Genomic DNA, 20665 nt, shown 5'->3' with positions numbered 1-20665 from the left:
TTCGCTCCATAGGCATCATGGAATGAAACAACAATAAGACGCTATCCATGTCCCAGCACCCGATCACATTCCTCATAGGCGATCGCAGTAAAGCGATTGGGGTAGCTGAGTAATGCCTCTGAACTAAGGATTACTGATGAGATTTGCGGCTGGTGTTCAACGACCAGAAGCATTCAACGGCGCACTGGCTAGCATGGTCAACACTTGCGATGCGCTTCGCTCAATGGTTAACGTGTAAGAAAACAATAACAAAAAGGATCGCGCGTAATGTCCCAGACAAGCTCTTGCTTCCGTACAGTCAAATCCAAAAAGGGTGATCATGAGGTGACTCGCCATGTCACCGACAAGGCGGAAAGCCGGCTGCTCAGTAAATTTCAGTCGCTTGGCTATCTCTTGTGCTGGGTAGATGACATAGCCAAGGATGAGTCTGACATCGGAGGATCAATCACTGCCCTGTTTTCCTTCGATGCTGAGGTCGCTGCATTAGGTTTTGACCGGTACGACCCGGTGCACATATTGACGGCTCCCAGCTGGAAGATACGTATGTACGCTGCCTGGTGTGTGCTGGGTGGCTTAGAACGCACCATTGCTGCGCAACTCGATTACACGGAGGTTCACAACTACTGGCCTAATGCTGATTTCTGTGACCCTGCATGGGATGAGGAAGTGAGGCAGTGGGCGGCCACCGTCACGAGCTACGATGAGCCTTCTGAATTCAAAATCGGTGAGATAGCCGGATACCCTCCCCGACCGAAACTGGTATTCAAGGTCTGAGGAAGACCAGCGGCGGCTGATTCAGCCTCCGGGGAGCAAAAACTGAGTCTTTGATGGTCAGGCAGTCTATTGGCCGCATCGATTAGCCGTATGCCCTGTGATTCCAGCTACTCAATCGATAGCTGGAATCATAGCGACACTCCCGGGCGTCGCGCTGGCGGCGCACCGCCACTTCGTATTGTTTGATCACATCACGTTCGGGCCGCTCGGCTACCCCTGATGCATGCTCTAGAAGCCCGTGCCAATCAACGAACATCTCGAACGTTATCAAACGACCAGTCCGCCAGCCCCTCGCAGCCCGCTACCAGGTAATCCGATCTTATCCCCAAGGTCGGATCCGCCATGAATGCCATGAAGTCTAAAGCCTGGCACTTCGCGACGGTATCTAGCGAGTCCCACCAGGAGATCCGGATTGCATGATTCTCGCAACACGCGAGCGAGAACCGCAGCAACATATCCTCAATTTTCCCAACGCCGCGCCCTGATTCAGCCAACGAATAAACGAATCGCTCGCAACTCAGATCGCTTGATTCATGCCACGCCAAAACGAAGGCCCAGCCGTATTCGGTGGGGGCTGTGAAGAAGACCAAGAGATCCAGATTTTTGGTTTCGGGGCTCAGATCCTGTAGCTGGCGGCCTTGAAAATCAAAATCGGGGAAGATCAGTCCCGAGGCCTGCAGCGAGCATCGAGATGTCGAACCAAAGATAATGAACTTCAGGCCGGTGAAATCACTGGCCGAGAGACAGTGATCGTAGATGAGCTTGTGACGCTTGAGGCGCTTAAAACCGAGGGACTGTCCATACGCAGCGCCAGCCAGCATCTGGCGTTGCTCAACTCCGAGCCCTGGGTGTTTGAACATCTCAGTGAGGGACTTCGACGCGTTCTCTTTGACGAAATATTCTCGGCAGATACTGCGATATGCATACAGCGCAACCTGGTGAGGATCGATCGACAGGGGCCGATCATCAATGGGTGAGAAGAGCTTGTTGTCGTGCTGCTTGCACATCCCTGGAAAGGTTGACGCGCGATTTACCCCAATTTTTTTGGGCAGTGGTTTGCCTCCCGTTTCCTTCAAGGTCGACAGGTCGGCATTGACCCGGTACACATGACCATCTTCAGCAATCAGGCCCAGTTGTCCCCGTTTCTGTATGGAGTGGGCCGAGATGATCTCGTTGCATTGCACGCCATCACTGAAGTGCAGGCAGCGCCCCCTCTTGCTCTGCAGTTTCATCGCTGCCTGATGTGCATTTGCGAACGACATATCTGAATCCTAGGGTACGGGGTCACGGGATCGGGCTCGGCGTCGCCGCAGCCCGTATAACAGGAATGGTCGGCTGTGCGGTGGCCCGATCAAGGTGCTGCGCTATACGGCGCAACCTCCAAATCTGGCCATGCCGACTCGATGCGATTTCACCGTTATTTCTTCGCAGCTTCAACCCAGTTGGCATAGGTAGTTGCTGCAGCCTCAAGGCGATCCAGTGTCGGTTTAGTCTTCAGTCCGGCGATCTTTATCGCGAGTACCGCAAGCTCATCCGCTGCATCTGGCTTCCATCCATGAGCCACCGCCCACGCCCTGATGTCATCTGCGTCCAGAGAGTGATTTTTCCGTCGCAAGATTTTGAGAGTCCGAACAGCATGCTCCTTGTCATTAGGATGTGAGAGCGGGTTGGACGGGTTCACACGGCGGGTGAGTGACTCCATGGCCTTGACTACTACCGGGTCATCTATCAGTTTCGCCCGCTGAGTTTGCCGCACGCCATCTACCATGGGCGACCAAGATTTAATCCACTCGGCCACGGCGTCTTCACCCCAAGGTAAGGCAATCACCGCGGCCACCTGACCTGCAGCATCGACCTTGTCCATGATGTCCTTGCTCGCGTACGGACAAATGACCAATGTACCTGGCGAAAAGTATGTCAGCGTCCTCTTTGTCATCAGCCGAGCGGGCTTTCCAACCACCGTAGTGCGCTCACCTTTTTCCAGTGCCTTGACGCGGGTCGCGCCCAGGAAGGCACCGATCGTGGTGCTCACCTTGATGTTGGCCATTGCCGGAACGAGAATCACGACTTCATTGATGGCGTGGCTCGGGTCGCTGCAAAGGTTCTCTGCGTATCGGAACGCTGCATCAAAGGCATCGTTGGTAAACACGACTCTGATAGGATCTGGCACGGATAACTCCTTGTAAATTCGAGCCAACCATACTCGGCAAAGTGCGCGGAAAAATCTACTCCTGGAGGGCCGATGCGCACGCGTCTGATCGCCGTTTGCAGACGCGAAAGCCTATGCGGATCACGCAACCGATCCCCTCGTTCGTATACCATTGCGGGAACTTAGATCGAGAAAGGTGCATCTGCTTTGTCCCCTACGCCCCTTACCGCCCGCGAGGCTTACCAGGTAATGCGCGACATCGCGCTGGGAGTTCGCACCATGCGGCGCTTAGGCATGCATTCCTGGGCTGAAATCTATACGGGGCTGATGACTGTCGAGGTGGATGGCTGGGTGATCACCTTTTATAATGATTGCGATATGCTCGACTACTGCGACAGTTGCTACTGTCCTGATGGCCGCGCCTACAGATTTGATTCATTCCAGCAATTTGGTACCGACCCTGTTGAGCTGCTTAGCACTTGGGAACATGCCCAGCTGGAAAAGCTACTATCTGCTCTATAAGCCATGGCGCATTAGATTTGTCCCCGCGCCTAACCCGCTGACGGCCACGTTTCTAAACGAGCAGCCCGCCCAGCCTGGAGTACGTCCAGACAGGCCAGCAGTCCTCCAAATCACCCATGCATCGTCACTCAGTCACCGGATGGTTCGGCATAACGATCCCTCGCGAAGAGCCAATCCTCGGGTATTTCCGACAACGATGGGTCACCTGCCATCATCGCCTCTGTCGGACGCTCGCTGCGCATGGCTTCGATTTGTTGTGCCAAATTGTCGGCGAACCATTGAAGTGACTCGAACTGGGTCGCGACTCTCAAGAAATGCTGTTCGCTTAGCCTGAAAACACCGACTCGGTTTTCCCAGTCATCGGCAATTCCCTTTCCCTCAGAGTTGCCGCGCTCCTTGTTTACTCTTGGCGCGATCTGAATGGCGCTGATGCCATCCATGAGAATCACCGGTTCCAACGCCCGCTCATCCAACAGCTGCCTCACCACTGCCAAGTCAATCAAGACGAGGCACGTAAACCGTTCCTGCATGAACAACACCGTATTGGCGGGAGACAGTGTGACGGTGAACGATTTGTGATGCTGCCAGGTGGGTTCAGGAGTTAGAGAAACGGTCAACGTGGTGGGCGTTTGATATTGCCCGTGTAGATCTAAAAAAGCCTCGGCCCTCCCAGCAACATTCCATCCGCACAGGTACGTCAGGCCAAGCTCAGGGGCCACAACCGCCGTCCCATGTTGCTGGGCCTTCGTCAGACACTCGTTGATCTGATCCTCGTAGCTGACGAGGGGAACAGAGACTTCAACGCGCTTGGCATTGGCCAGTCCTCGAAAATTCGGCGCGTAGTCATTTGCAAAGAACTCCTGCAGCACCCGAATTTGTTCCTGCTGCTTCTTCACGCGCATGTTGGTGTTCTTAGAGCTTTTGATCTCCCAAGGTAGTGGATCGGCAGCGCCCATCAAGCAGACGTCACCGTGGCGGATCACGTTCGTAAGGTCTGACAGGATGGCAGGCACGTTCATGGCCAAAGCCCTGCGCAGAAGGCGATACTCGTTTATGAACCCAGTCTTGCCGAGCATAAAGCCCGGGTCGCTCTTCACCTCGTACTCCCCATCAAAATACAGGTGCTTGAGGCTGTAGGAGCTTTGATAGACACAAGCGATGCCATCACCAAAGCATTTCCACAAAAAGATCAAATGGTGGAGATCCTGGATCCGACTAGCAGCTTTTGACGCTAGGGCCTTGAGGATTGTTGATCTTTCCCTCGTTGAACCTTTGCGCTTCAAGGATTGCATGCGAGCTCTCGCCTTCTTGAGCCGCTTTACCCGATGCTCAGCTGTGATGATCTGTCGGAGCAGAAAGCGCTGGAGAGTCAGCACTGTGCTGAGGTCGTCAGGATCTTGCCGAATCTTAGAGAGCAGGAGCGCGGCCAGCCCGAGGTGTTGGATTTGTCTGGGAAACCTCATGACCATGGCCCTGCTTTTGGATGGAAGCCGCATGGTGGACGACGAGCCCATCGGTCATCAAGTCGCATGAACTGCTGGGGCTCGTGGGAAACACTTCCTGAGTGGCTTGGTCGGTGGACGTTAACCATCAACCGGTGGCTGATTCCCGCCTCGACTCGATGACCAAGTGGGCGAACTGAACCAGATTCCGCACCCCTTCTCTACCCGCTCGATCTAGATGAAAGCCAAGCATCCCTACGGCCCTGGGCCCATCTCTGTCGCACTTTATTGAGTCGCCGACCATTGCGATCTGCGAACTACGCTCGCCGAAGATTTCGCCAGGTGTAACCCCTAGAGCACTGCAGATGGACTGGTAGATCACGGCATCAGGCTTCATCGCGCCAACCTGATAGCTGAGGGCGTATGCATCAAGGTCAGGAAAGGCCTTAAGCACCGCGGCCCCATAGGGCTCGCAAAGATTCGAGCAGATGCCCACCCTGACGCCGTCTGCGCGCAGCATTGCTACGGCCTCAACCCCATCCTCAAAGGGGCTGATAGAGGCGATCTCGCGCTCCAGATCGCCTTGCAGAGCCTTTAGCCGAGTGGGCGAAATGCTGATACCCAGCTGACTTGCAGCCTCTTCCAGCGGCCATGGGTTGCTCATCAGCACCCGCACATCGTTTGGAGAGGGCGTGCGGCCATGAGCGATGCCATCCTTGAGCAATTGCCGGAAGGGATGAAGCTTGCTCCTAAGTTCGAGCACAGTGCCAAAGGCGTCGAAGACAACCGCTGTAATCATGGGGGGTACCTCTTTGGTTCGCACAGCCTGACTTTCTTGGACGCTCATCACAGAATTGCGAACGTATCACCCTGGCCGAATTTGTCTATCCCGGGGGCGGACGAGTGGACAACCGAGGATCAAGCGCAACTTTATCGACGATCAGGTCGAAAATCCGGTTTGCCCTGCTGTCGTTCGAATGTGGCTGATGACGATTTTACAGCGTACTGTATATGCATCCAGTATCACATGAAATGCTCCTATGAACCTCATTTCCCTGCGCCAAATCACTGAATCCGAGCTGCCCACCCTCCTCCAGGTTCTCTCGGGCCGAGCGTCTGGCGGCTTTCCAAGTCCTGCAGCCGATCACTACGAAGCCCCGATCTCCCTGGACGACCTGGTAGACCTCAGAGCCCCGCACGTGTGGCTCGGCGAAACCGAGGGTGACAGCATGGCGCCAGCTGGGATCTTGAATGGCACGAGACTCGTCATCGACCGCGCGCGCACGCCGCAGATTGGCAATGTGACAGTGGCGTACATCGACAATCAACCTGTGGTCAAACGCTTGGATCGTCAGCTCAATGGCGGCTGGATGCTGAGCTCCGATGACCCGAAATATCCCCCGATCCAGGGCCTTGAGGAGATTGAAGTATTTGGCGTGGTGACCTGGAGCCTGACCGTCCATGTCCCCTAAGCGGCCCACCTATGCCTTGGTGGATTGCAACAGCTTCTACTGCTCGTGTGAGCGGCTCTTCCGCCCCGAGCTTCGGCAAGTCCCTGTAGTGGTACTCAGCAACAACGACGGCTGCGTGATTGCCCGGACGCCTGAGGCCAAAGCGCTCGGAATCAAGATGGGTGATCCGTTCTTCAAGATCCGGGATGCTTTGAAAGCAAAAGGTGTGGTCGCCTTCTCAAGCAACTACGAGCTGTACGGTGATATCTCCTCACGCGTGCAGCGCACCATCGAATCCTTGGCCCCGCGAGTCGAGGTCTACTCAATCGACGAGAGCTTTGCGGATCTTACTGGTATTGCCGAGCCGCTTGGTGACTTCGCTCGCCTGATTCAGGCGCGCGTCCGGGGCTGGACGGGCATGCCGGTGGGAATTGGAATCGGCCACACGAAAACCTTGGCCAAGGCTGCCCAGCACGCAAGCAAACTCTATAAGGAGCGTACTGGTGGCGTGGTCGACTTGCGCGCCGACCACGCGGTAGAGTGGCTGCTCAAACGGATGCCGACACAAGAGGTCTGGGGCGTTGGGCGAAGAATCTCGATGAAGCTCGAAGCCGACGGCGTGATGACAGCCTGGCAGCTGGCGAACGCCGATCCAAAGACCATCCGCCAGCGGTACGGCGTCGTGCTTGAGCGCACGGTTCGCGAGCTCACTGGCGAGCCCTGTATAGAGCTTCAGGAAGCGGAGCCTGACCGCCAGGCGATCTGTACGTCCCGAATGTTTGGTGAGCGCGTGACGACCCTCGAAGCCATGCGTGAGGCAGTGGCCAGCTACATGCACCGGGCGACCCAAAAGCTTCGCAAGCAACAGTCGATCACAGCAGTATTTAGGGTGGCCGTACTGACTTCACCTTTTGGTGACGGCCCCAAATATGCGAACTCGATCATGTGTTACCCGCCCTACCCAACTGACGATGTGTTGCTCTTGACCCGAGCAGCTATAGAGGGTCTGCAGGTCATTTGGCGTGATGGATACCGGTACAGCAAGGCAGAGATCCTGCTTATGGATCTACGCAAGCGAGGTGAGTTTACCGGTGATCTGTTCACGCCCTCGCAACCTGCCAGGTCAGACGATCTGATGCGTGTGTTGGATCGCATCAATGTGAAGTTTGGCAAGAATGCCTTGCACTCCGGGCGGATGCCGATCGATGCGGCGTGGGCCATGAAGCGCGAGATGATGAGCAGGAGCTACACCACGAGCATCAACCAGTTGATGAAATTCAAGGCGCTTTAGGATGGATAGGATGCTGACTCTGTTGATGAGGGGCCGCGGTATGAGAAAAAATCGGTAGGAGTACAAATGTACTCCACGCCTAATCACCACCATATTGCATTGCCAGGCAGAGTGCATCGATGGTTACTCCGAATAGCCAGAGCTCCATCAAGGTACCCACGCCAGCAGCCAGCTCACACAGGTAAAATCTTCGGACAACCTATGACACCAAATTTGATGGCTTATTATCTGAGCCGCGATCGAGTTCTGAGCCTGATAAAAAATCAGGGGCTGCCCTCAGATATCCATCGATCGCTAAGCGGATTGCCCGTCTCAATGGCATCGGCCATCCTTTCGAACGACGTCGGTGCCTACGTTTTAAAGGCGATTTCAGCTGGGGAGATCAAGACACTTCAAGAGCTGCTGATTGAGGGAACGGCTCAGAAAGGACAGTTCTTCATCTACACCGGACGTCTCACGGGAAAAGGTTTTGGAGCCAACAACAAGGCGCCAGCGCTCCAGCTGTATACAACCCTTACCTCCCCGTTCGAAAACGTGAAACTCAGCCTGGCGTTTTCCAAATCAGGTTTGGTGAATGACACCGCATATACGCGGCTCTCCGGGATCACGAGCCCCTTCGTTTTTGCCTATATCGCAGAAGCCGAAGACGGCGTCATTAGCGCCATCCCGATCGTGATCGGAGACCTCGTCGACTCGGACATATCCATCCCATCCCTGCTTTCCTTTGGAATTTCACTTCTACCTGAGGAAGTTGAACAGTTTTCAGCAATTGATCGAACGTGGGCGCCCAGCAAAGCCAAATTTGAATTGATGCGCACGATTTCTGAAAAGTGCGTCAAGGATCTGATCTGCGCGTTACTCCAACAGGAGCCCGAGCATGACTGGGGAGGTGAGGAATCGGATATCTTCACCTCAGGTCTGTTGGTTGGCGGAAAAAGGATGACCGGCGCATTTTTGCTGAAGGGGCCCGCTAAATTCCATCCCATGAAGCCTGCAGATCTGGGGAAAAATGGAGATCAGATTTATCGCCTTTTCAACATCCCGGCCGACGTATACGTCATCCAGCATTGCCACTCGATCGAGCCTTCCGTGCGAGCCATGGCAGAAGCTTTTGCGATAAGAAGGAATCTGACTGCACCCTGTCGCCTGCTCTTCCTTGATGGTCGGGATACGGCACGTTTGCTGAAAGCACACGGCCTATGGCCTGAGCAGTGACCGCAGGGTGCAAATATTCTGGTGTCGATGAAGCGATGGAGGCGACGCCCTTGCCCTTGCTGGCCATGCAGGTAGACGTCCCTCTTCGCACCATCCAGCGAGGCAACCGTGGGCCGGCAGGTGCTGACGGAGAGTACGGTGATCACCCCATGCGTGGCCCGCTAGATTTTCGAGGCGTGGGTGGCTGGAACGTCGTTGTGTCCAGCCAGCTTTTCAGCGATCCAACAGATGGAAAATCTAAGAGGATCAATTCATCCTCGGTGTGATCGTCGACCATAAGCTCGATTCCTGAGGAACCACTCCCCTCCAAACTCGTCAGCCAATCGGTGTATTGCTTAAAGCGTGGAAAGTCTATTCCCAGCTCTCCCGATAAGAAATCATCTGCCAGCCGGCTAGCTTTAACTTTGAAATCTCCAAATGGGACGTCTCGTTTTAGATCTGAGTGCTCTCCGAAAACACTGCGGTTACAGATTTCATCGTAGTAGCCGTTGAAATTGACGAACCGCTTTCTTTGCGAGACTGGTATGAGCGCTTCCGTCCAAGCCACGTAGTGACATTGCGAGCTCAAGTCCCTCCAATCATCATGGTCGTCCAGTATGCGGCAGAGCTGCAGTCGTCGGGGCTTCAGACCCTCACGTTTTAGATCGGACTCTTCGTACTTGAACTCGACCATCAGAAAATTGGTGTGGTTGGTAAACACATAATCTGCCCCGACGATCGAATCTTGCCCATCAAATGAGCAGCGGGTAATTTGTCGCCCTGCCGCCTTTGCTTTCCGTTCGATGAAATTCGAAAAACCATCAATCATTGATTGCTCGTGTTTTTTTAACACAGCGCTTCCTGCTCCAGCGGAATGGTGATGTCACCAGGTCGAACGATGCAGCACAACGGGCCGGCTTGCTGACATGGTGACGCTAATAAATTGAATCGATTTTCAGCCTGCGTTGCGTGACTGTCTCAGCACAAAGACATCGAGATGCGCGACCTGTCTGATTATGATCGGATCGATTCTCCGCCCGGCTGCACACGTTGCAGAATGATCCCCAGGTGGTGCTGACACCAGCAGCTACTTTGACGTTGATTCGATCGAGACCACTTCGATGTACCTGTATTTCTTCTTCCTGGCCGCAGACTTTGCTTCCTGCTCGGCGACCAGCTTGCTCAGGCTGCTCGAATCGTGAACGAAGACGTCAACGTCGCCCTCGAACTCTTTGGATACATGCAAGGTCACGCGTAGCCTGGGTGAGTGGTAGCCGGTGTTGCTCTTCGTTCTGGGTTTTGGGGATGGTGCGTCAACCGTTGCTGCTGCCTGCTTGGGCACAATTGGTTCGACGCCGGCGCCGAAGAGAGCCTTACGCATCTCCTCCTCACTTAAATCAATAGCCATAGATCTACCTTGGAAAGCAATGAAGCCTGTCACGGTTGTGGCGCGCATCATAATTGGGCTGAGGACTGATTCGTCCGCTTCGTTGCACAGCGGTTGCAGATGATAACACCGGGGTTGCAGGCGCTGACTTCCTCGGTCACGACGTCCCGCGGTCAACGAAAGCTGATCCCTGGCTGCACGGCCTGCACGCGCGCACTCGCTGGGAGTGCGCACTCAGACACCGTCAAAGCGACAGCGCTTGCTCCTTGTCTGCAATCGTTAAAGCTTCCAAGACTTCAATTTCTTCATCTTCATCATCCTGGGAGGAAGTAACTGCGGGTGACCATTCGCGTAGCTCAACGACAGCTGGGAGTTTGTCCAAGGCGTGCGTTGGTTCGATACCGAGGTCGGCCAGGCGCTGGAGAAGCTCGGCGAAGATTTCCTCTTTATGCATGCTCCAGGAAGAGGCGAAGCACCGCCAGAACGTCCAACCTGCTCGCTCAAGGATACGCTGGCGGTTCATGTCCGCCTCCCATCGGTCAGGGCCGTGAAAGGCGTCGCCGTCACACTCAATGGCCAGGCGATTATCATTGGCGCCCTCAACGACCATATCGAGTCTGAATGCCCCGCTCTTCACCTGCGGGATCACGCGGTAACCACGCTCAACCAGTCGGGTGAACACCTGCTGCTCAAAACCGGACTCGCACAGCTTGATGAGGCCGTCCTGATCGACCTCCTCCTCAATCAGCGGTTTGCTGAAGTACTCAAGGAGCGTTCGGCGCACGTCCTTTTGGGAGAGGTGATCCAGGGTAACCGACCGGATCAGGTACATCCTGTCGCGCGCACGGCTGGCTGCCACGTTGAACCGTTGCTCAGCAGCATTGCCCGAGAGCGGGTGGCAATTCTCCGGGTCTGCGACCAGGGAAATGAAGATGATGTCGCGCTCGCTTCCCTGGAAGGTGCTTGCGTCACCACAGGCAAATTCGCGCGCATGGAGCTCTGCAGCAGGGCAGCGTTCGCGCACCAGTGAGTCGATGAATTTTGCTTGCTCCATGCCCCCCAGCAGTGTCACCACGCCAATCGAGCGGCCCGCATATTTGTCGTTCTTGATGAGCGCCTGGATTTCCTCAGCGATAGCTTCAGCCTCAAGCTTGTTGCAGCCCTTCTTATTCCGCACTCCGTCCTTGACATAGATGTCCACCAACGGTGGATCGAGACGCTCAGACGGACGAGGGATTCGAAGGGGCTGGATCGCGCCACCGTAGAATTGGTTGGAGTAGGAGATGATGGGAGGGACGCAGCGGAAATGCTCACGCAGCATAACCATGTGGCCAGCGAAGACCCGCGACGCCAAATCGTATAGTGATTTATCCGGCGTCATGTCCGCCCCATAGGGTTGGTCGTTCAGATACCGGTTGCGAAGTTCCCCAATCCGCTTACCCGATTTGAAACCGCCATCGGGAGAGACCTGCTTGTCATCCCCTACTACCAACACCTTTTTGGCTCTGACGATCGCAGGCAGAGCCCATAGATCCGACTGGCTCGCCTCATCGACAATCACCAGATCGAAGGCGCCTATCTCTGCCGGCATGGATTCAGAGATCTTGGCGTGACTCATGATCCAGCAAGGCACAGCGCCGGCGGCATCCTGCATGCACTGCTGGGCGTCACGGCGGTAACGTTCCGCGTTCGGGCCTGTCCCTTGCCCAATCTTGCGTATGGCCGTCGAGTAGCCGGCGAGTGCTTGCAGCACCATAGGACTGGCATTGGCTTTGGTGGATAGCCACGCTGCTCGGCTCACGACCTCCCGGTACATGCGAGCCAGGCCCGTTTCAAGTTTCACTCGTTTGCTATTGAGCTCAACGAGCTCGTGGCGCGCCTCAATGCTCTCCAGATGGGAGCGAATCCGCGCGTGTTGCCACGCCTCCTTCCAACTGCTTGGGAAGGCCAGGTCTTCAGCACCGTTCTCAACGGGGACAGTCAACAAGCGCTCGGACAGTTTTTGCGCCCCAGCCCTCATCACTTGGTGTGCGCCTTCGCGCACATGATTCAAATGCCCCCCCAGGGCTTTGATCCGCTGCAATTCTGTGAGCAGGTCTACGTACAGGGATACGATCCGATGCGAATCCTGATCCGAGCTGCCCAAACACTCCAGGACGAACGACCGGAGTCGGTCGGCAATAGGGCTATCGCCTGCAACTTGGGCTTGCAGAATCGCGAGCGCGGCTGCAGCGAGACTGAGATCCAATCGCGCCAGGTTCTGGTTGAGCTGATCTTGTAGGCCACGTATTTCTGCGATTGTCAGGCGATGAATGTTATTCGGCGCATCCGCGAAGGCAGCTTCGCAGAGCGGCTGCACCTTGTCAGCGTAGTGTGCAGTGAGATCGACGGCTGCCTGGACGGCGATGATGGTCAGCTCCAGTTCCCGGAGATGAGTCATGCCCGATTGAAGTCGAGGGATCCCCAGAGTTTCAGCCAGTGGGTTCCACCTCGCAGCGAAGGATCGCACGTCGGCGTGAAGCTTCAGATAGTCCAGGACAGTCTTCCACTGCTCAGAAGATTTTGGCGCCGAGCCATTGATACGGACGTGACTGATGTGTGCCTTGGCTTGAGAGGCTCCAAAGCTCATGAGGCCAAATGGCTTACCTGTGTCGGCAGCCCTTTCGACAGCCTCGGCCGTTTTCTCGCAATCCAAAGCCTCATCTGGGAACTCAACAAAGTTTTCCAGCATCACCTTACGGCGTTGTATCAAAGCCTGTGCCACCGGGAGCATGCCTACCAGGACAGAGAGTTCACTGTCGTAGCGGCGACCTGCCGCCTTGAGGCGCAGCTCCAGCGACCAAGGAATTTCGGACTCTCCCCCCTCGTGCAAGACCTCCAGTTTCTCTTCGCACAAACCCAGTTCTAGAACCAGCTCCCTGGCGGCTGCAATAACGATTTCGCTGTCGGACTTTAGAGGCTTCAGCTCGCCCAGACCCAAGGCATGTTCAAGCGACTTCAGCTTGCAGAGTGAGCCGTGGAGTTTGCCAATGTCGGCCGCTGCCGGTAATTGCTCAACTTCCGGCAAGCTGGCGTCGACGTATACAAGGTCATTTCCAAGCTCGCGGCGAGCTTGTCTCAAGCTCTTACCGACTTCATCGTCAAAGGGTAGCGAGTGTTCAGGGGATAACGACAGTACGTCGTCAAACCAGGCGTATTGGTCTGCGCCCTTCATGAGCAGCTCGGCAAGCTCCTCCGCACGGTATTTCGCATCGCCGACCTGAATATCGGAGAGTTGAGTCAGCGCAATCTCATTGACGCGACGATCAAGTTTCACCAGCTCGGTATGAGCGAGGTCGATGGACTGGTGCAGGCGATCAATCTCTGCCCGAGCCAGGGATGGATTGATTTGCGAGACCTTATGTTGGATCGCCTCGATCGAGCCTTGGAATTGCCGAATACCCTCTCGGTCACTCGTCAGCAGTGCGACCGTGAGAGGCCTGACCTCAGCGGGTATCTTGGATTGGAGTACCTTCAAGGCTTGCTCGCCACGAGAGGTGACCAGAACGCGTTTACCCGTCGCGAGGTAATGGCAGATGATGTTCGCGATCGTATGGGTCTTGCCGGTACCGGGAGGGCCTTGAACCGTTACGCCGGGAGCGTGCTCGAGGCGTTGTACGATCGTGACCTGCTCATCGTTGTAAGGGAGCGGAAAATACAGCTCCTTAGGCTCAGCGGTCGATCCATCCATGCTTCTGCTGGATAGCCCACGGAAGTTGACGTGCTGGTAATCAAGGGCGATCGTCGAGGCCGGGGTCACTAACGCAAGCGGGCCCGCGGGGAGTTCAAGACACTCCTTGAGCTTCTCCCGAATTTTGCGCAGATCATTGATCAACCAGTTGCTCGGTTTAGGCCGTGCGAACACAACCCAAGCATCGCTTACCTGCAGAGTTTCACTTGGCTCAGGGAACCGCTGGGCGCCGTCCCCCATTAGCTCGGCATATTTGCCTTTGCTGTCCAGGCTTCGTGCCGAGAGCTTTAGCACATCACCGAAAGTCGATGGAAGGAATGGGTTCAAGGGCGCGTCGGCGTGTCTGCCCAGGTGATCGCGGATGGCCCTTTCGCACTCGCTGGCGCCAGGAACATTTGCGTTTATCAACGCATCGAACTCGATCATCGGTTCGGTGGCTCGCGGGCGAACTTCGACCGCCATGCTCTGCTCGTTCAACGAGATGTCGAGTGCCTGCGTGAGCAATGGATAATTGAAGCCCTGCTGCACATCGTTGATGGTTAGCGTCCAGGCGCTGACGCCTATGCCCCATACCAGTTCACGAGCGGATTTTCCCGTCTCCATCTGCTGCATCAACGCGAACATGTCGCCATAAAAGCTTATTGTCCTGCGACGGGGCTTCTCGTGCTCAGCCCATTCGTGCCACTGAACCAAATAGGTCGTCAGCGCAGCCAACGCTTGCCTACGCACCTCAGACTCAATGACGGCAATGTCGCCTTCAGGGTCTTGATCCTGCTGTTCGCGAATACGCTGATGAAGCGCCTGTTCAGCTAGCACGGGTGGCTTGGCAGGGTTGTTGCTGACGGTGATGAGGGGGCTATAGTCTCCGCCAACGGGGGTCGGAGCACGTGATTCCTCCAGTCGTTCGATCTGCAGCCAGACGTTGTCGCCCGGAAACTGGAGATCAAAGTGCAGCCCTGGAAGATCCAGAAGCGCCGCCGGCTGATACACATCATTAACAGAGCTTGTGAGCTGAAAGCGCGACGGATCAAGTTCCTTGAGGCTTTCCTCCGCATACTCGAACAGTCGGCTGAGGAGCTCATTAGGCGTCCGTTGCATGTTCATACTCCTTAACAATTCAGGGCGCGGTCACCGGTAAATATGGCGCCAAGGATGCCATATTGCTTGCCGCCATAGTTTCAAAATCGCTCGGTTCCGACGAGTGTCCGGGCGCCCTGCTCGGCTTCAGGCAGCACCGTATGCTGGGGGCGACACTTGCGGCCGTTCAGAGATGGCAATGATCGAATCAAGCTTCATGATCGGAGCCAATGGTGTGAATCGCTCAGCCCTGGCAATGAGCATCTGAGACAGGCGCTGATGAGCGAATGTCCAGGCTGAATTGCCTGCAACAAGTTGACGCGGATTACCGGTGATCTGATCCATGCTTCATTTCCTCGGTCGTATCGAAGGCTTGTCGGGCCCGGCACTGTCCTGAACCTCTACCGCTGAGTGGGGATCGCCCCCCTCCCCCAGGCTCGGTCTAGCAAGCTCTGCCTGGCGTAATTGATCGTTCTCGCTTTGAAGCTGAGCCATCTGCGTCATGGCTTCTTGCTCACGTAGACTCGCTACAGCGGCGGCCTTGTGGAGCGCCTTGACCTCTTCACGCTGGGCCGATAGCTGCTCCTTGAGATGCTCGTTCACACCGGCAGACTTCGCCTGATCCTGGCGTAGCGCCTCAATCTGGGTACTTAGCGTTTGGACGAGGGCTTCCTGAGTATGCAGGGCCTTGGTTTGCTGCCTGGCTTCAGCCAGAAGACGTTCGTTGTCTCGATTGAGCCGCGTTGACTCGTCCTGCTTCACCGCGATGGTTTCCCGCAGCTTGCGTTGTTCAACCTGCATCTCGTGCAGTTGAGATTCGTGCCTGCGTTGATCTTGATCACGCTGCTGCTTTGCCGCCTCTCGATAGTGCTCAAGCGCCCCGCGGGCCTGGACGTGCTTTTCCTCAAGCGAAAGGATGTGCTTGTCCTTCTCGGCAACGAAGACCTCCAGATCGGAACAACGCTGACTAAGCCCTGCATTCCGGTTCAATTCGGCCTGCAGTGAGGAGTGAGTGGTTGAGAGTTCTGCACTCTGTGTCTCTAGCGCGGCGATTTGGGTTACTGAATGCCGCTGCGCCGTAGCCAATTCAGATCTAAGTACCTCGGCTTGGCCTTCAAGCGCCGAGCGCTGCAGCTCAAAAGCCGCAGTAGCTTCGGAGATGGCCTGCTGACCCTCTTCCATCAGTTGATCCAGGAGGGTTTGCACCATGCTGTTGAGCGAGTCACTCAGACGCTCGCGCGCTGCCGCTGGCTCTCGAGCTAATGGGTCGAGCTCCTTCAGGTAGCGAGAAATGGTCGTTTTGGAGCCTGTATTCCCCAGTTCAACGCGCACCGCGTCAATGCTGGGGTTGGCTCCTCGGGCCAGGAGCGCCTGACGTGCTTTTTGCACAGTGGCTTTGTTGATTCCGCCGCGGGCCATCAGGCTCTCCTACGATTTCGTACTGTGTTACATGACATGTATTTACGTATAATCATTCATCAATATTACGCCCTTTGATCTCGCCTTGCTAGGAGCCCATAATGAAGACTTATGGCTTCTTCACTGACGAAACGGTCTTTAGGCACCGGTAAAAGTGTGGAATGCTGGGATCACGCGGATTTTGAAGGCTAAGGGCGATGGACAAGGCTAATCGGTACCTTAAGGCGGGCACCCGAGAGAACACCCGCAAGAGCTACCGGGCTGCGATCGAGCACTTCGAAGTGACGTGGGGCGGCTACCTGCCCACGACTGGTGATGGGATTGTTCGCTACTTGGCCGAGTACGCCGACAAGCATGCGATCAGCACACTCAAGCAAAGGCTGGCAGCGCTGGCGCAGTGGCACATCTCCCAAGGATTTCCAGATCCCACCAAGACACCCGACGTGCGCCAGATGATCAAGGGCATCCGAGTGGTGCATCCCGCTCAAGTGAAGCAAGCAGCCCCGCTCCTGCTCAAGCATCTGGAGCAATCCGTAAAGTGGCTGGAGTCTGAGGCTGCCGCCGCGCTGGATCGCGGTGACTACAAGACCCTCCTGCGGCACAGACGCTCGATTGCAATGGTGCTGATTGGCTTCTGGCGTGGCTTCCGCGGAGATGAGCTGGCCAGGCTCACGGTGGAGAACACAAAAGCCTATAGCGGTGAGGGCATCACGTTCTTCCTGGCTTACACCAAAGGTGATCGCCAGCACGAAGGGGCAACCTTCCAGACGCCAGCACTAACGATGCTCTGCCCGGTTGAGGCCTACATCGATTGGATCACTGTTGCGGGAATCGCCGCAGGCCCCGTGTTCCGGCGTTTGGATCGATGGGGCAATCTGTCGGACAAGGCCATCCGCCCACACAGCCTAATCCCCATGTTGCGCCGCATCTTCAAGGAAGCTGGACTGCCTGAAGAGCTGTATAGCACCCATTCCATGCGACGAGGCTTTGCGACCTGGGCATCGGCCAATGGATGGGATATCAAAAGCTTGATGGGCTATGTCGGCTGGAAGGACATGAAGTCGGCGCTTCGATATGTCGACTCGGGCGTGTCGTTTGGCGGCCTGGCCGCAAAATCGGCGTCTCCGGGTAATGTAGGCGTTGCCCAATTGGAGCGACGCCCAGAAGCCCGGTGATTTGATGACTGTGATCTCCACCCGGCCATAGCAGCTCCTACAGCCCAAGCGTCGGCAGGTGAGGCTCCAAATGAAGCTTAACGAGGGTGCGTGTGAAGGCAACGTAGGGTTCGCCAGAGTTCAACATGGCCATTAGATCGGTGAGATCCTCGCCAGGGTCAACACGATCCCCTAACGCAAGCTTGATGTGTCGTATGCAGCTCATTACGCTCCGGCCATGTCGTGCTCTAGCTTGCAGCAACTCCGCCCGAGCCAAGCCGAGGTAATGAATGCTAGCTTCACCCTTCTTGCAGACCACACCATTCACTTTTACGGGCTCGACAGCTCCGTTATCGCTAAAGACCAGGTGATCGTCTGGATCGTCCAAGCAGGGGTTCAGCAATAAGGGGACTTCGACCCTCAACGCACCTGCCCGCTGGGCTCGGGCGCTGTGTGCCGCAATTGGGAAGAAGTTTGACTTGCCGATCACTCGTTTCTGGTTGTCAAAGTCTTCTTGCTCTCTTGGGCGATTACAATCTGCGCAGGAGATCAGGAGGTTGCTCCACTCCGCAGCCAACCACCAGTAGCCATCGTGCACGGGCGCATTATTAACAGCCCCCCTCTTTGATCGTTTCGCTGGCTTGGGCTTGAAGGGCAGCTCGACATCTTTCGCGATTTTACCTTTGGGGCGGTAGTGCTCGATGTCGCCGGGCTGAGTGCCGAGCAGGGATGATTCGCAAAAAACACATTTGCGACCAAATATCTCGGCAAGCCTTTGTCGCACTGATTTGGCTCTATACGCCTCAAAGCTCAACTCAACCCCGGCAGCTAGTGCCTTGCGGTTTGCTCTGCGCTCACGAAGGCCAGCTAACAGCAGACCATCAGGGATGCTTCCGTTGGGGCGTTCCAATTTGATCATCGAACTTCCCCCTCATCAGCCGGAGTCGGTTTGGTCACCTTTGCCATCAAACTCTTAAGCCGCGCGACCGTGGCGTCGGAGAGCTCCCGAGCGCTCGTTGTGGTATGCGCAGGGGGCTCATCCTCTTGATCGGCATCAAGGAGCTGCAGCGCCAGTCGTTCGCGACGCGTGGAACCGAGGTATCTGGCATCCGTCAGACGTTCGATAAGGGAGTCAAGCTCGACCTGTTCTGCCTTGGTTCGCTTGCGTTTCTTCATGAGGAGCTCATAGCGCTGGATGATGAGATCCATCTGCGGATCAACCGTGCTGCGCAAACCGAAGTGCTCTGAGGCAAGTAGCTGATCCACCCGCAGGCCCGCAACGGAGGGCAGATCATCGAGAGCGTAGATCTCACCAGTCTTGTCGCGCATCAAGACAGCCACCTCTCCATCGTAGAGCCCTCTCAGGCACAGCGGATCGTGAGTGCTGTATATGAATTGGGCCCTTGGGAAAGCTTGTCGTAAAGCGCTTAGGCACTGAAGTCGCCACGCTGGATGAAAATGATTTCCCAGTTCGTCGATTATGACAACGCCTTCGGCCGATTCGATGGAGGTCTCCGAGCGGAATAGCACCTTCATGATCTCCACAGCCATGCCAAGCATCGATTGGTAACCATCACTCAGCTCCCCGATGAGCCTGGCTCGAGATCCTCCGATTGAGAGCCGAACGTCCCCTCCCTTTACATCCTGTACGACCTGCACCTGGTGCTCCTGTGGCATCAGACTCGACAGCACCGTATTAACCTCATCGAGACGGTGTGGGGACAACTGCTCCAACCACTCAGCCGGATGGCTCAAAGGAAGGAAAGGGTCAAATAGGTTATCGATTTTTGCGTGAGCCTTACCTGCCTTGGGCTTATGACTTCCCCGCGGCAAGAGCCGCGTGGCCCCGTAGGCTAACACCAGAGACCTCGAACCCTTTTCACTGAACAGCAACGGCTTGTCGCGGCCCAGTGTTATCGACACATCGTGCTCGGCGCCTACGATAGAAACAGACACGCCCCCTTGCAATGCGCCTTCTGAAAGGAGGTCGTTGCTCGACAGCCTCATGCGTCCTGCGTAACTCTTGCCAGCGAGACAGAGCGCCAGGGCGCGTAAAACAGTACTTTTTCCAACCCCATTTTCTCCGAGCAGCGCAAAGCATGGCGCTCGAGGAGACTCGGAGCGGCTCAGGTCTAGATCGAGGTGCGCGATTGGCCCAAAATTCGTTATCTGGATCCGTGACACGTACTGCGCAAAATCCAGATAGGTGTCTATGCCTTCGCCCGTTTCCGTATTTACTAAAGGCACCTTCGAGGGAAGTCGATCCGTTTTCGCAGCAAAGTCGGAGGGGGCTTTATAGGTGTTGAGCAACTGACGCCAAACCGCGCGATGTGCGCCACCACCAGCGGCGCGCGACACACGCTCATCGTGTGTGGAAAAGCTGAAAAGCCTTGCTTGATCGGCGCGTGCGCTGACCAGTTGCGTTCGGTTGAGAGCAAACAATTTGATCGTCTGCTCGCCGACATGACTGAGAGGCATGACCAACCCACCCTCTAGGAATTGGAGGTGCTCATCAGGATCATTTCGGCATGGGTCGATGATCAGAGGTCTCTCCCAATCCACGATCTCGTCATAGCTGAGGTTCGGCGGAGCATGCTCGCCGTCGACGGGGAACCGGTCGGCCTTGTAACGGTTGCAGGTCGGGCATGCCCAATACAAATTGCGCCAGTCGAAGGCCAAGTGGGCATATGGCTGCTCGCTTGCGTAGGCGCCCCGCCCACCGATGCGCCTGGGACGGAAGCGCTCAATTTCCCCCTTGTCAGTAGCAGTCTCGCAATAGCAGCAGCTAGCGCGGAACGCATTGCTTAGAAGATCCACAATTTCCCGACGATGACGATCCAATACGACCGGCATCCCACGCCCGGACTTAGTCGACACACCTTCGTATAGAGCCAAGAGCTCATCCACCGGAGCGTCAGCTTGGTAGCGAAGCAGAAAATCCGGGCATGGTGATCGTTTGGTAGGGGTCATCCTTGGCTCCGCGGGCAATTTTGTAAAAGTCGTCTATTCAGCCGCACTTCTCAGCGGGCCGCAACTTGAAGGTTGCTTATCGCCACTACTGTCGCCTGCGTCCGC

Annotated in this window: 17 protein-coding genes; 6 read left to right on the top strand and 11 right to left on the bottom strand. The window is 55.9% G+C overall.

What is annotated here, in order from left to right:
- Window positions 1-267 precede the first annotated feature (267 nt).
- Complete coding sequence (locus LJU29_RS12965) at window positions 268-774, top strand: hypothetical protein (protein ID WP_257112597.1); 507 nt, start codon at window positions 268-270, stop codon at window positions 772-774.
- A 245-nt stretch (window positions 775-1019) separates the two neighbouring features.
- Here LJU29_RS12965 and LJU29_RS12960 read toward each other — a convergent pair whose 3' ends face one another.
- Both LJU29_RS12960 and LJU29_RS12955 read right to left on the bottom strand, forming a co-directional pair.
- Entirely contained in the window at window positions 1020-2036 is a 1017-nt protein-coding gene (locus tag LJU29_RS12960; RefSeq protein WP_257112595.1) for a hypothetical protein, read from the bottom strand.
- Window positions 2037-2191: 155 nt separating this feature from the next.
- Window positions 2192-2944, bottom strand: a complete 753-nt coding sequence (locus LJU29_RS12955) for a DUF1889 family protein (protein ID WP_099978856.1) — start codon at window positions 2942-2944, stop codon at window positions 2192-2194.
- 186 nt (window positions 2945-3130) lie between these two features.
- Here LJU29_RS12955 and LJU29_RS12950 point away from each other — a divergent pair, with 186 nt between their 5' ends.
- Window positions 3131-3445: a DUF7693 family protein gene (locus LJU29_RS12950; protein WP_257112591.1), complete on the top strand. Its 315-nt coding sequence runs from the start codon at window positions 3131-3133 to the stop codon at window positions 3443-3445.
- 128 nt (window positions 3446-3573) lie between these two features.
- Here LJU29_RS12950 and LJU29_RS12945 read toward each other — a convergent pair whose 3' ends face one another.
- A complete protein-coding gene (locus LJU29_RS12945; RefSeq protein ID WP_257112589.1) occupies window positions 3574-4737 on the bottom strand; it encodes a hypothetical protein in 1164 nt (387 codons plus the stop codon).
- Window positions 4738-5035: 298 nt separating this feature from the next.
- Window positions 5036-5686, bottom strand: coding sequence for an HAD family hydrolase (locus LJU29_RS12940; RefSeq protein ID WP_005886860.1), 651 nt, complete (start codon window positions 5684-5686; stop codon window positions 5036-5038).
- 241 nt (window positions 5687-5927) lie between these two features.
- Between LJU29_RS12940 and LJU29_RS12935 the strand changes: the two genes are divergently transcribed.
- The 3 genes from LJU29_RS12935 to LJU29_RS12925 all read left to right on the top strand — a co-directional run bounded on the left by LJU29_RS12935 (window position 5928) and on the right by LJU29_RS12925 (window position 8844).
- Entirely contained in the window at window positions 5928-6359 is a 432-nt protein-coding gene (locus LJU29_RS12935; RefSeq protein ID WP_257112587.1) for a LexA family protein, read from the top strand.
- Window positions 6349-7629, top strand: a complete 1281-nt coding sequence (locus LJU29_RS12930) for a Y-family DNA polymerase (protein ID WP_257112585.1) — start codon at window positions 6349-6351, stop codon at window positions 7627-7629. Before LJU29_RS12935 ends, LJU29_RS12930 begins: the two co-directional genes overlap by 11 nt.
- A gap of 201 nt (window positions 7630-7830) precedes the next feature.
- Window positions 7831-8844 (top strand): methyltransferase, encoded by a 1014-nt coding sequence (locus LJU29_RS12925; protein WP_257112583.1) that lies wholly within the window; start codon window positions 7831-7833, stop codon window positions 8842-8844.
- Window positions 8845-8986: 142 nt separating this feature from the next.
- On the opposite strand, the gene LJU29_RS12920 is transcribed toward LJU29_RS12925, so the two are convergent.
- The 5 genes from LJU29_RS12920 to LJU29_RS12900 all read right to left on the bottom strand — a co-directional run bounded on the left by LJU29_RS12920 (window position 8987) and on the right by LJU29_RS12900 (window position 16436).
- A complete protein-coding gene (locus LJU29_RS12920) occupies window positions 8987-9652 on the bottom strand; it encodes a hypothetical protein (RefSeq protein WP_257112581.1) in 666 nt (221 codons plus the stop codon).
- Between the two features lie 258 nt (window positions 9653-9910).
- Window positions 9911-10231 carry a hypothetical protein gene (locus LJU29_RS12915; protein ID WP_257112579.1) on the bottom strand — a complete coding sequence of 107 codons (321 nt, stop codon included), beginning with the start codon at window positions 10229-10231 and terminating at the stop codon, window positions 9911-9913.
- A gap of 223 nt (window positions 10232-10454) precedes the next feature.
- Window positions 10455-15038, bottom strand: a complete 4584-nt coding sequence (locus tag LJU29_RS12910; RefSeq protein ID WP_257112577.1) for a PDDEXK-like endonuclease domain-containing protein — start codon at window positions 15036-15038, stop codon at window positions 10455-10457.
- A 126-nt stretch (window positions 15039-15164) separates the two neighbouring features.
- Entirely contained in the window at window positions 15165-15362 is a 198-nt protein-coding gene (locus LJU29_RS12905; protein ID WP_257112574.1) for a hypothetical protein, read from the bottom strand.
- A 3-nt stretch (window positions 15363-15365) separates the two neighbouring features.
- A complete protein-coding gene (locus LJU29_RS12900) occupies window positions 15366-16436 on the bottom strand; it encodes a DNA-binding protein (RefSeq protein WP_257112573.1) in 1071 nt (356 codons plus the stop codon).
- A 197-nt stretch (window positions 16437-16633) separates the two neighbouring features.
- Between LJU29_RS12900 and LJU29_RS12895 the strand changes: the two genes are divergently transcribed.
- The gene (locus tag LJU29_RS12895) at window positions 16634-17611 is read left to right on the top strand and encodes a tyrosine-type recombinase/integrase (RefSeq protein WP_257112571.1); all 978 of its coding nucleotides are present in this window, start codon (window positions 16634-16636) and stop codon (window positions 17609-17611) included.
- 37 nt (window positions 17612-17648) lie between these two features.
- On the opposite strand, the gene LJU29_RS12890 is transcribed toward LJU29_RS12895, so the two are convergent.
- Together LJU29_RS12890 and LJU29_RS12885 are read right to left on the bottom strand one after the other, a co-directional pair.
- Window positions 17649-18509 (bottom strand): HNH endonuclease family protein, encoded by an 861-nt coding sequence (locus LJU29_RS12890; RefSeq protein WP_257112569.1) that lies wholly within the window; start codon window positions 18507-18509, stop codon window positions 17649-17651.
- The gene (locus tag LJU29_RS12885; protein WP_257112567.1) at window positions 18506-20560 is read right to left on the bottom strand and encodes an AAA family ATPase; all 2055 of its coding nucleotides are present in this window, start codon (window positions 20558-20560) and stop codon (window positions 18506-18508) included. The genes LJU29_RS12890 and LJU29_RS12885 overlap by 4 nt, the downstream gene beginning before the upstream one ends.
- Window positions 20561-20665: the final 105 nt, after the last annotated feature.

This window comes from Pseudomonas ficuserectae (assembly GCF_024584585.1).
In the GTDB taxonomy this organism is placed as follows: domain Bacteria; phylum Pseudomonadota; class Gammaproteobacteria; order Pseudomonadales; family Pseudomonadaceae; genus Aquipseudomonas; species Aquipseudomonas amygdali.
Note: the sequence above shows the minus strand (reverse complement) of the source record. Positions and strands in the feature narration are given on the sequence as shown.

Excerpts from the sequence above, each read along its gene's own strand:
- LJU29_RS12965 (WP_257112597.1), top strand. The coding sequence starts at position 268 with ATGTCCCAGACAAGCTCTTGCTTCCGTACAGTCAAATCCAAAAAGGGT.
- LJU29_RS12960 (WP_257112595.1), bottom strand. The coding sequence starts at position 2,036 with ATGTCGTTCGCAAATGCACATCAGGCAGCGATGAAACTGCAGAGCAAG.
- LJU29_RS12945 (WP_257112589.1), bottom strand. The coding sequence starts at position 4,737 with ATGCAATCCTTGAAGCGCAAAGGTTCAACGAGGGAAAGATCAACAATC.
- LJU29_RS12940 (WP_005886860.1), bottom strand. The coding sequence starts at position 5,686 with ATGATTACAGCGGTTGTCTTCGACGCCTTTGGCACTGTGCTCGAACTT.
- LJU29_RS12935 (WP_257112587.1), top strand. The coding sequence starts at position 5,928 with ATGAACCTCATTTCCCTGCGCCAAATCACTGAATCCGAGCTGCCCACC.
- LJU29_RS12930 (WP_257112585.1), top strand. The coding sequence starts at position 6,349 with ATGTCCCCTAAGCGGCCCACCTATGCCTTGGTGGATTGCAACAGCTTC.
- LJU29_RS12925 (WP_257112583.1), top strand. The coding sequence starts at position 7,831 with ATGACACCAAATTTGATGGCTTATTATCTGAGCCGCGATCGAGTTCTG.
- LJU29_RS12920 (WP_257112581.1), bottom strand. The coding sequence starts at position 9,652 with ATGATTGATGGTTTTTCGAATTTCATCGAACGGAAAGCAAAGGCGGCA.
- LJU29_RS12915 (WP_257112579.1), bottom strand. The coding sequence starts at position 10,231 with ATGGCTATTGATTTAAGTGAGGAGGAGATGCGTAAGGCTCTCTTCGGC.
- LJU29_RS12910 (WP_257112577.1), bottom strand. The coding sequence starts at position 15,038 with ATGCAACGGACGCCTAATGAGCTCCTCAGCCGACTGTTCGAGTATGCG.
- LJU29_RS12905 (WP_257112574.1), bottom strand. The coding sequence starts at position 15,362 with ATGGATCAGATCACCGGTAATCCGCGTCAACTTGTTGCAGGCAATTCA.
- LJU29_RS12900 (WP_257112573.1), bottom strand. The coding sequence starts at position 16,436 with ATGGCCCGCGGCGGAATCAACAAAGCCACTGTGCAAAAAGCACGTCAG.
- LJU29_RS12895 (WP_257112571.1), top strand. The coding sequence starts at position 16,634 with ATGGACAAGGCTAATCGGTACCTTAAGGCGGGCACCCGAGAGAACACC.
- LJU29_RS12890 (WP_257112569.1), bottom strand. The coding sequence starts at position 18,509 with ATGATCAAATTGGAACGCCCCAACGGAAGCATCCCTGATGGTCTGCTG.
- LJU29_RS12885 (WP_257112567.1), bottom strand. The coding sequence starts at position 20,560 with ATGACCCCTACCAAACGATCACCATGCCCGGATTTTCTGCTTCGCTAC.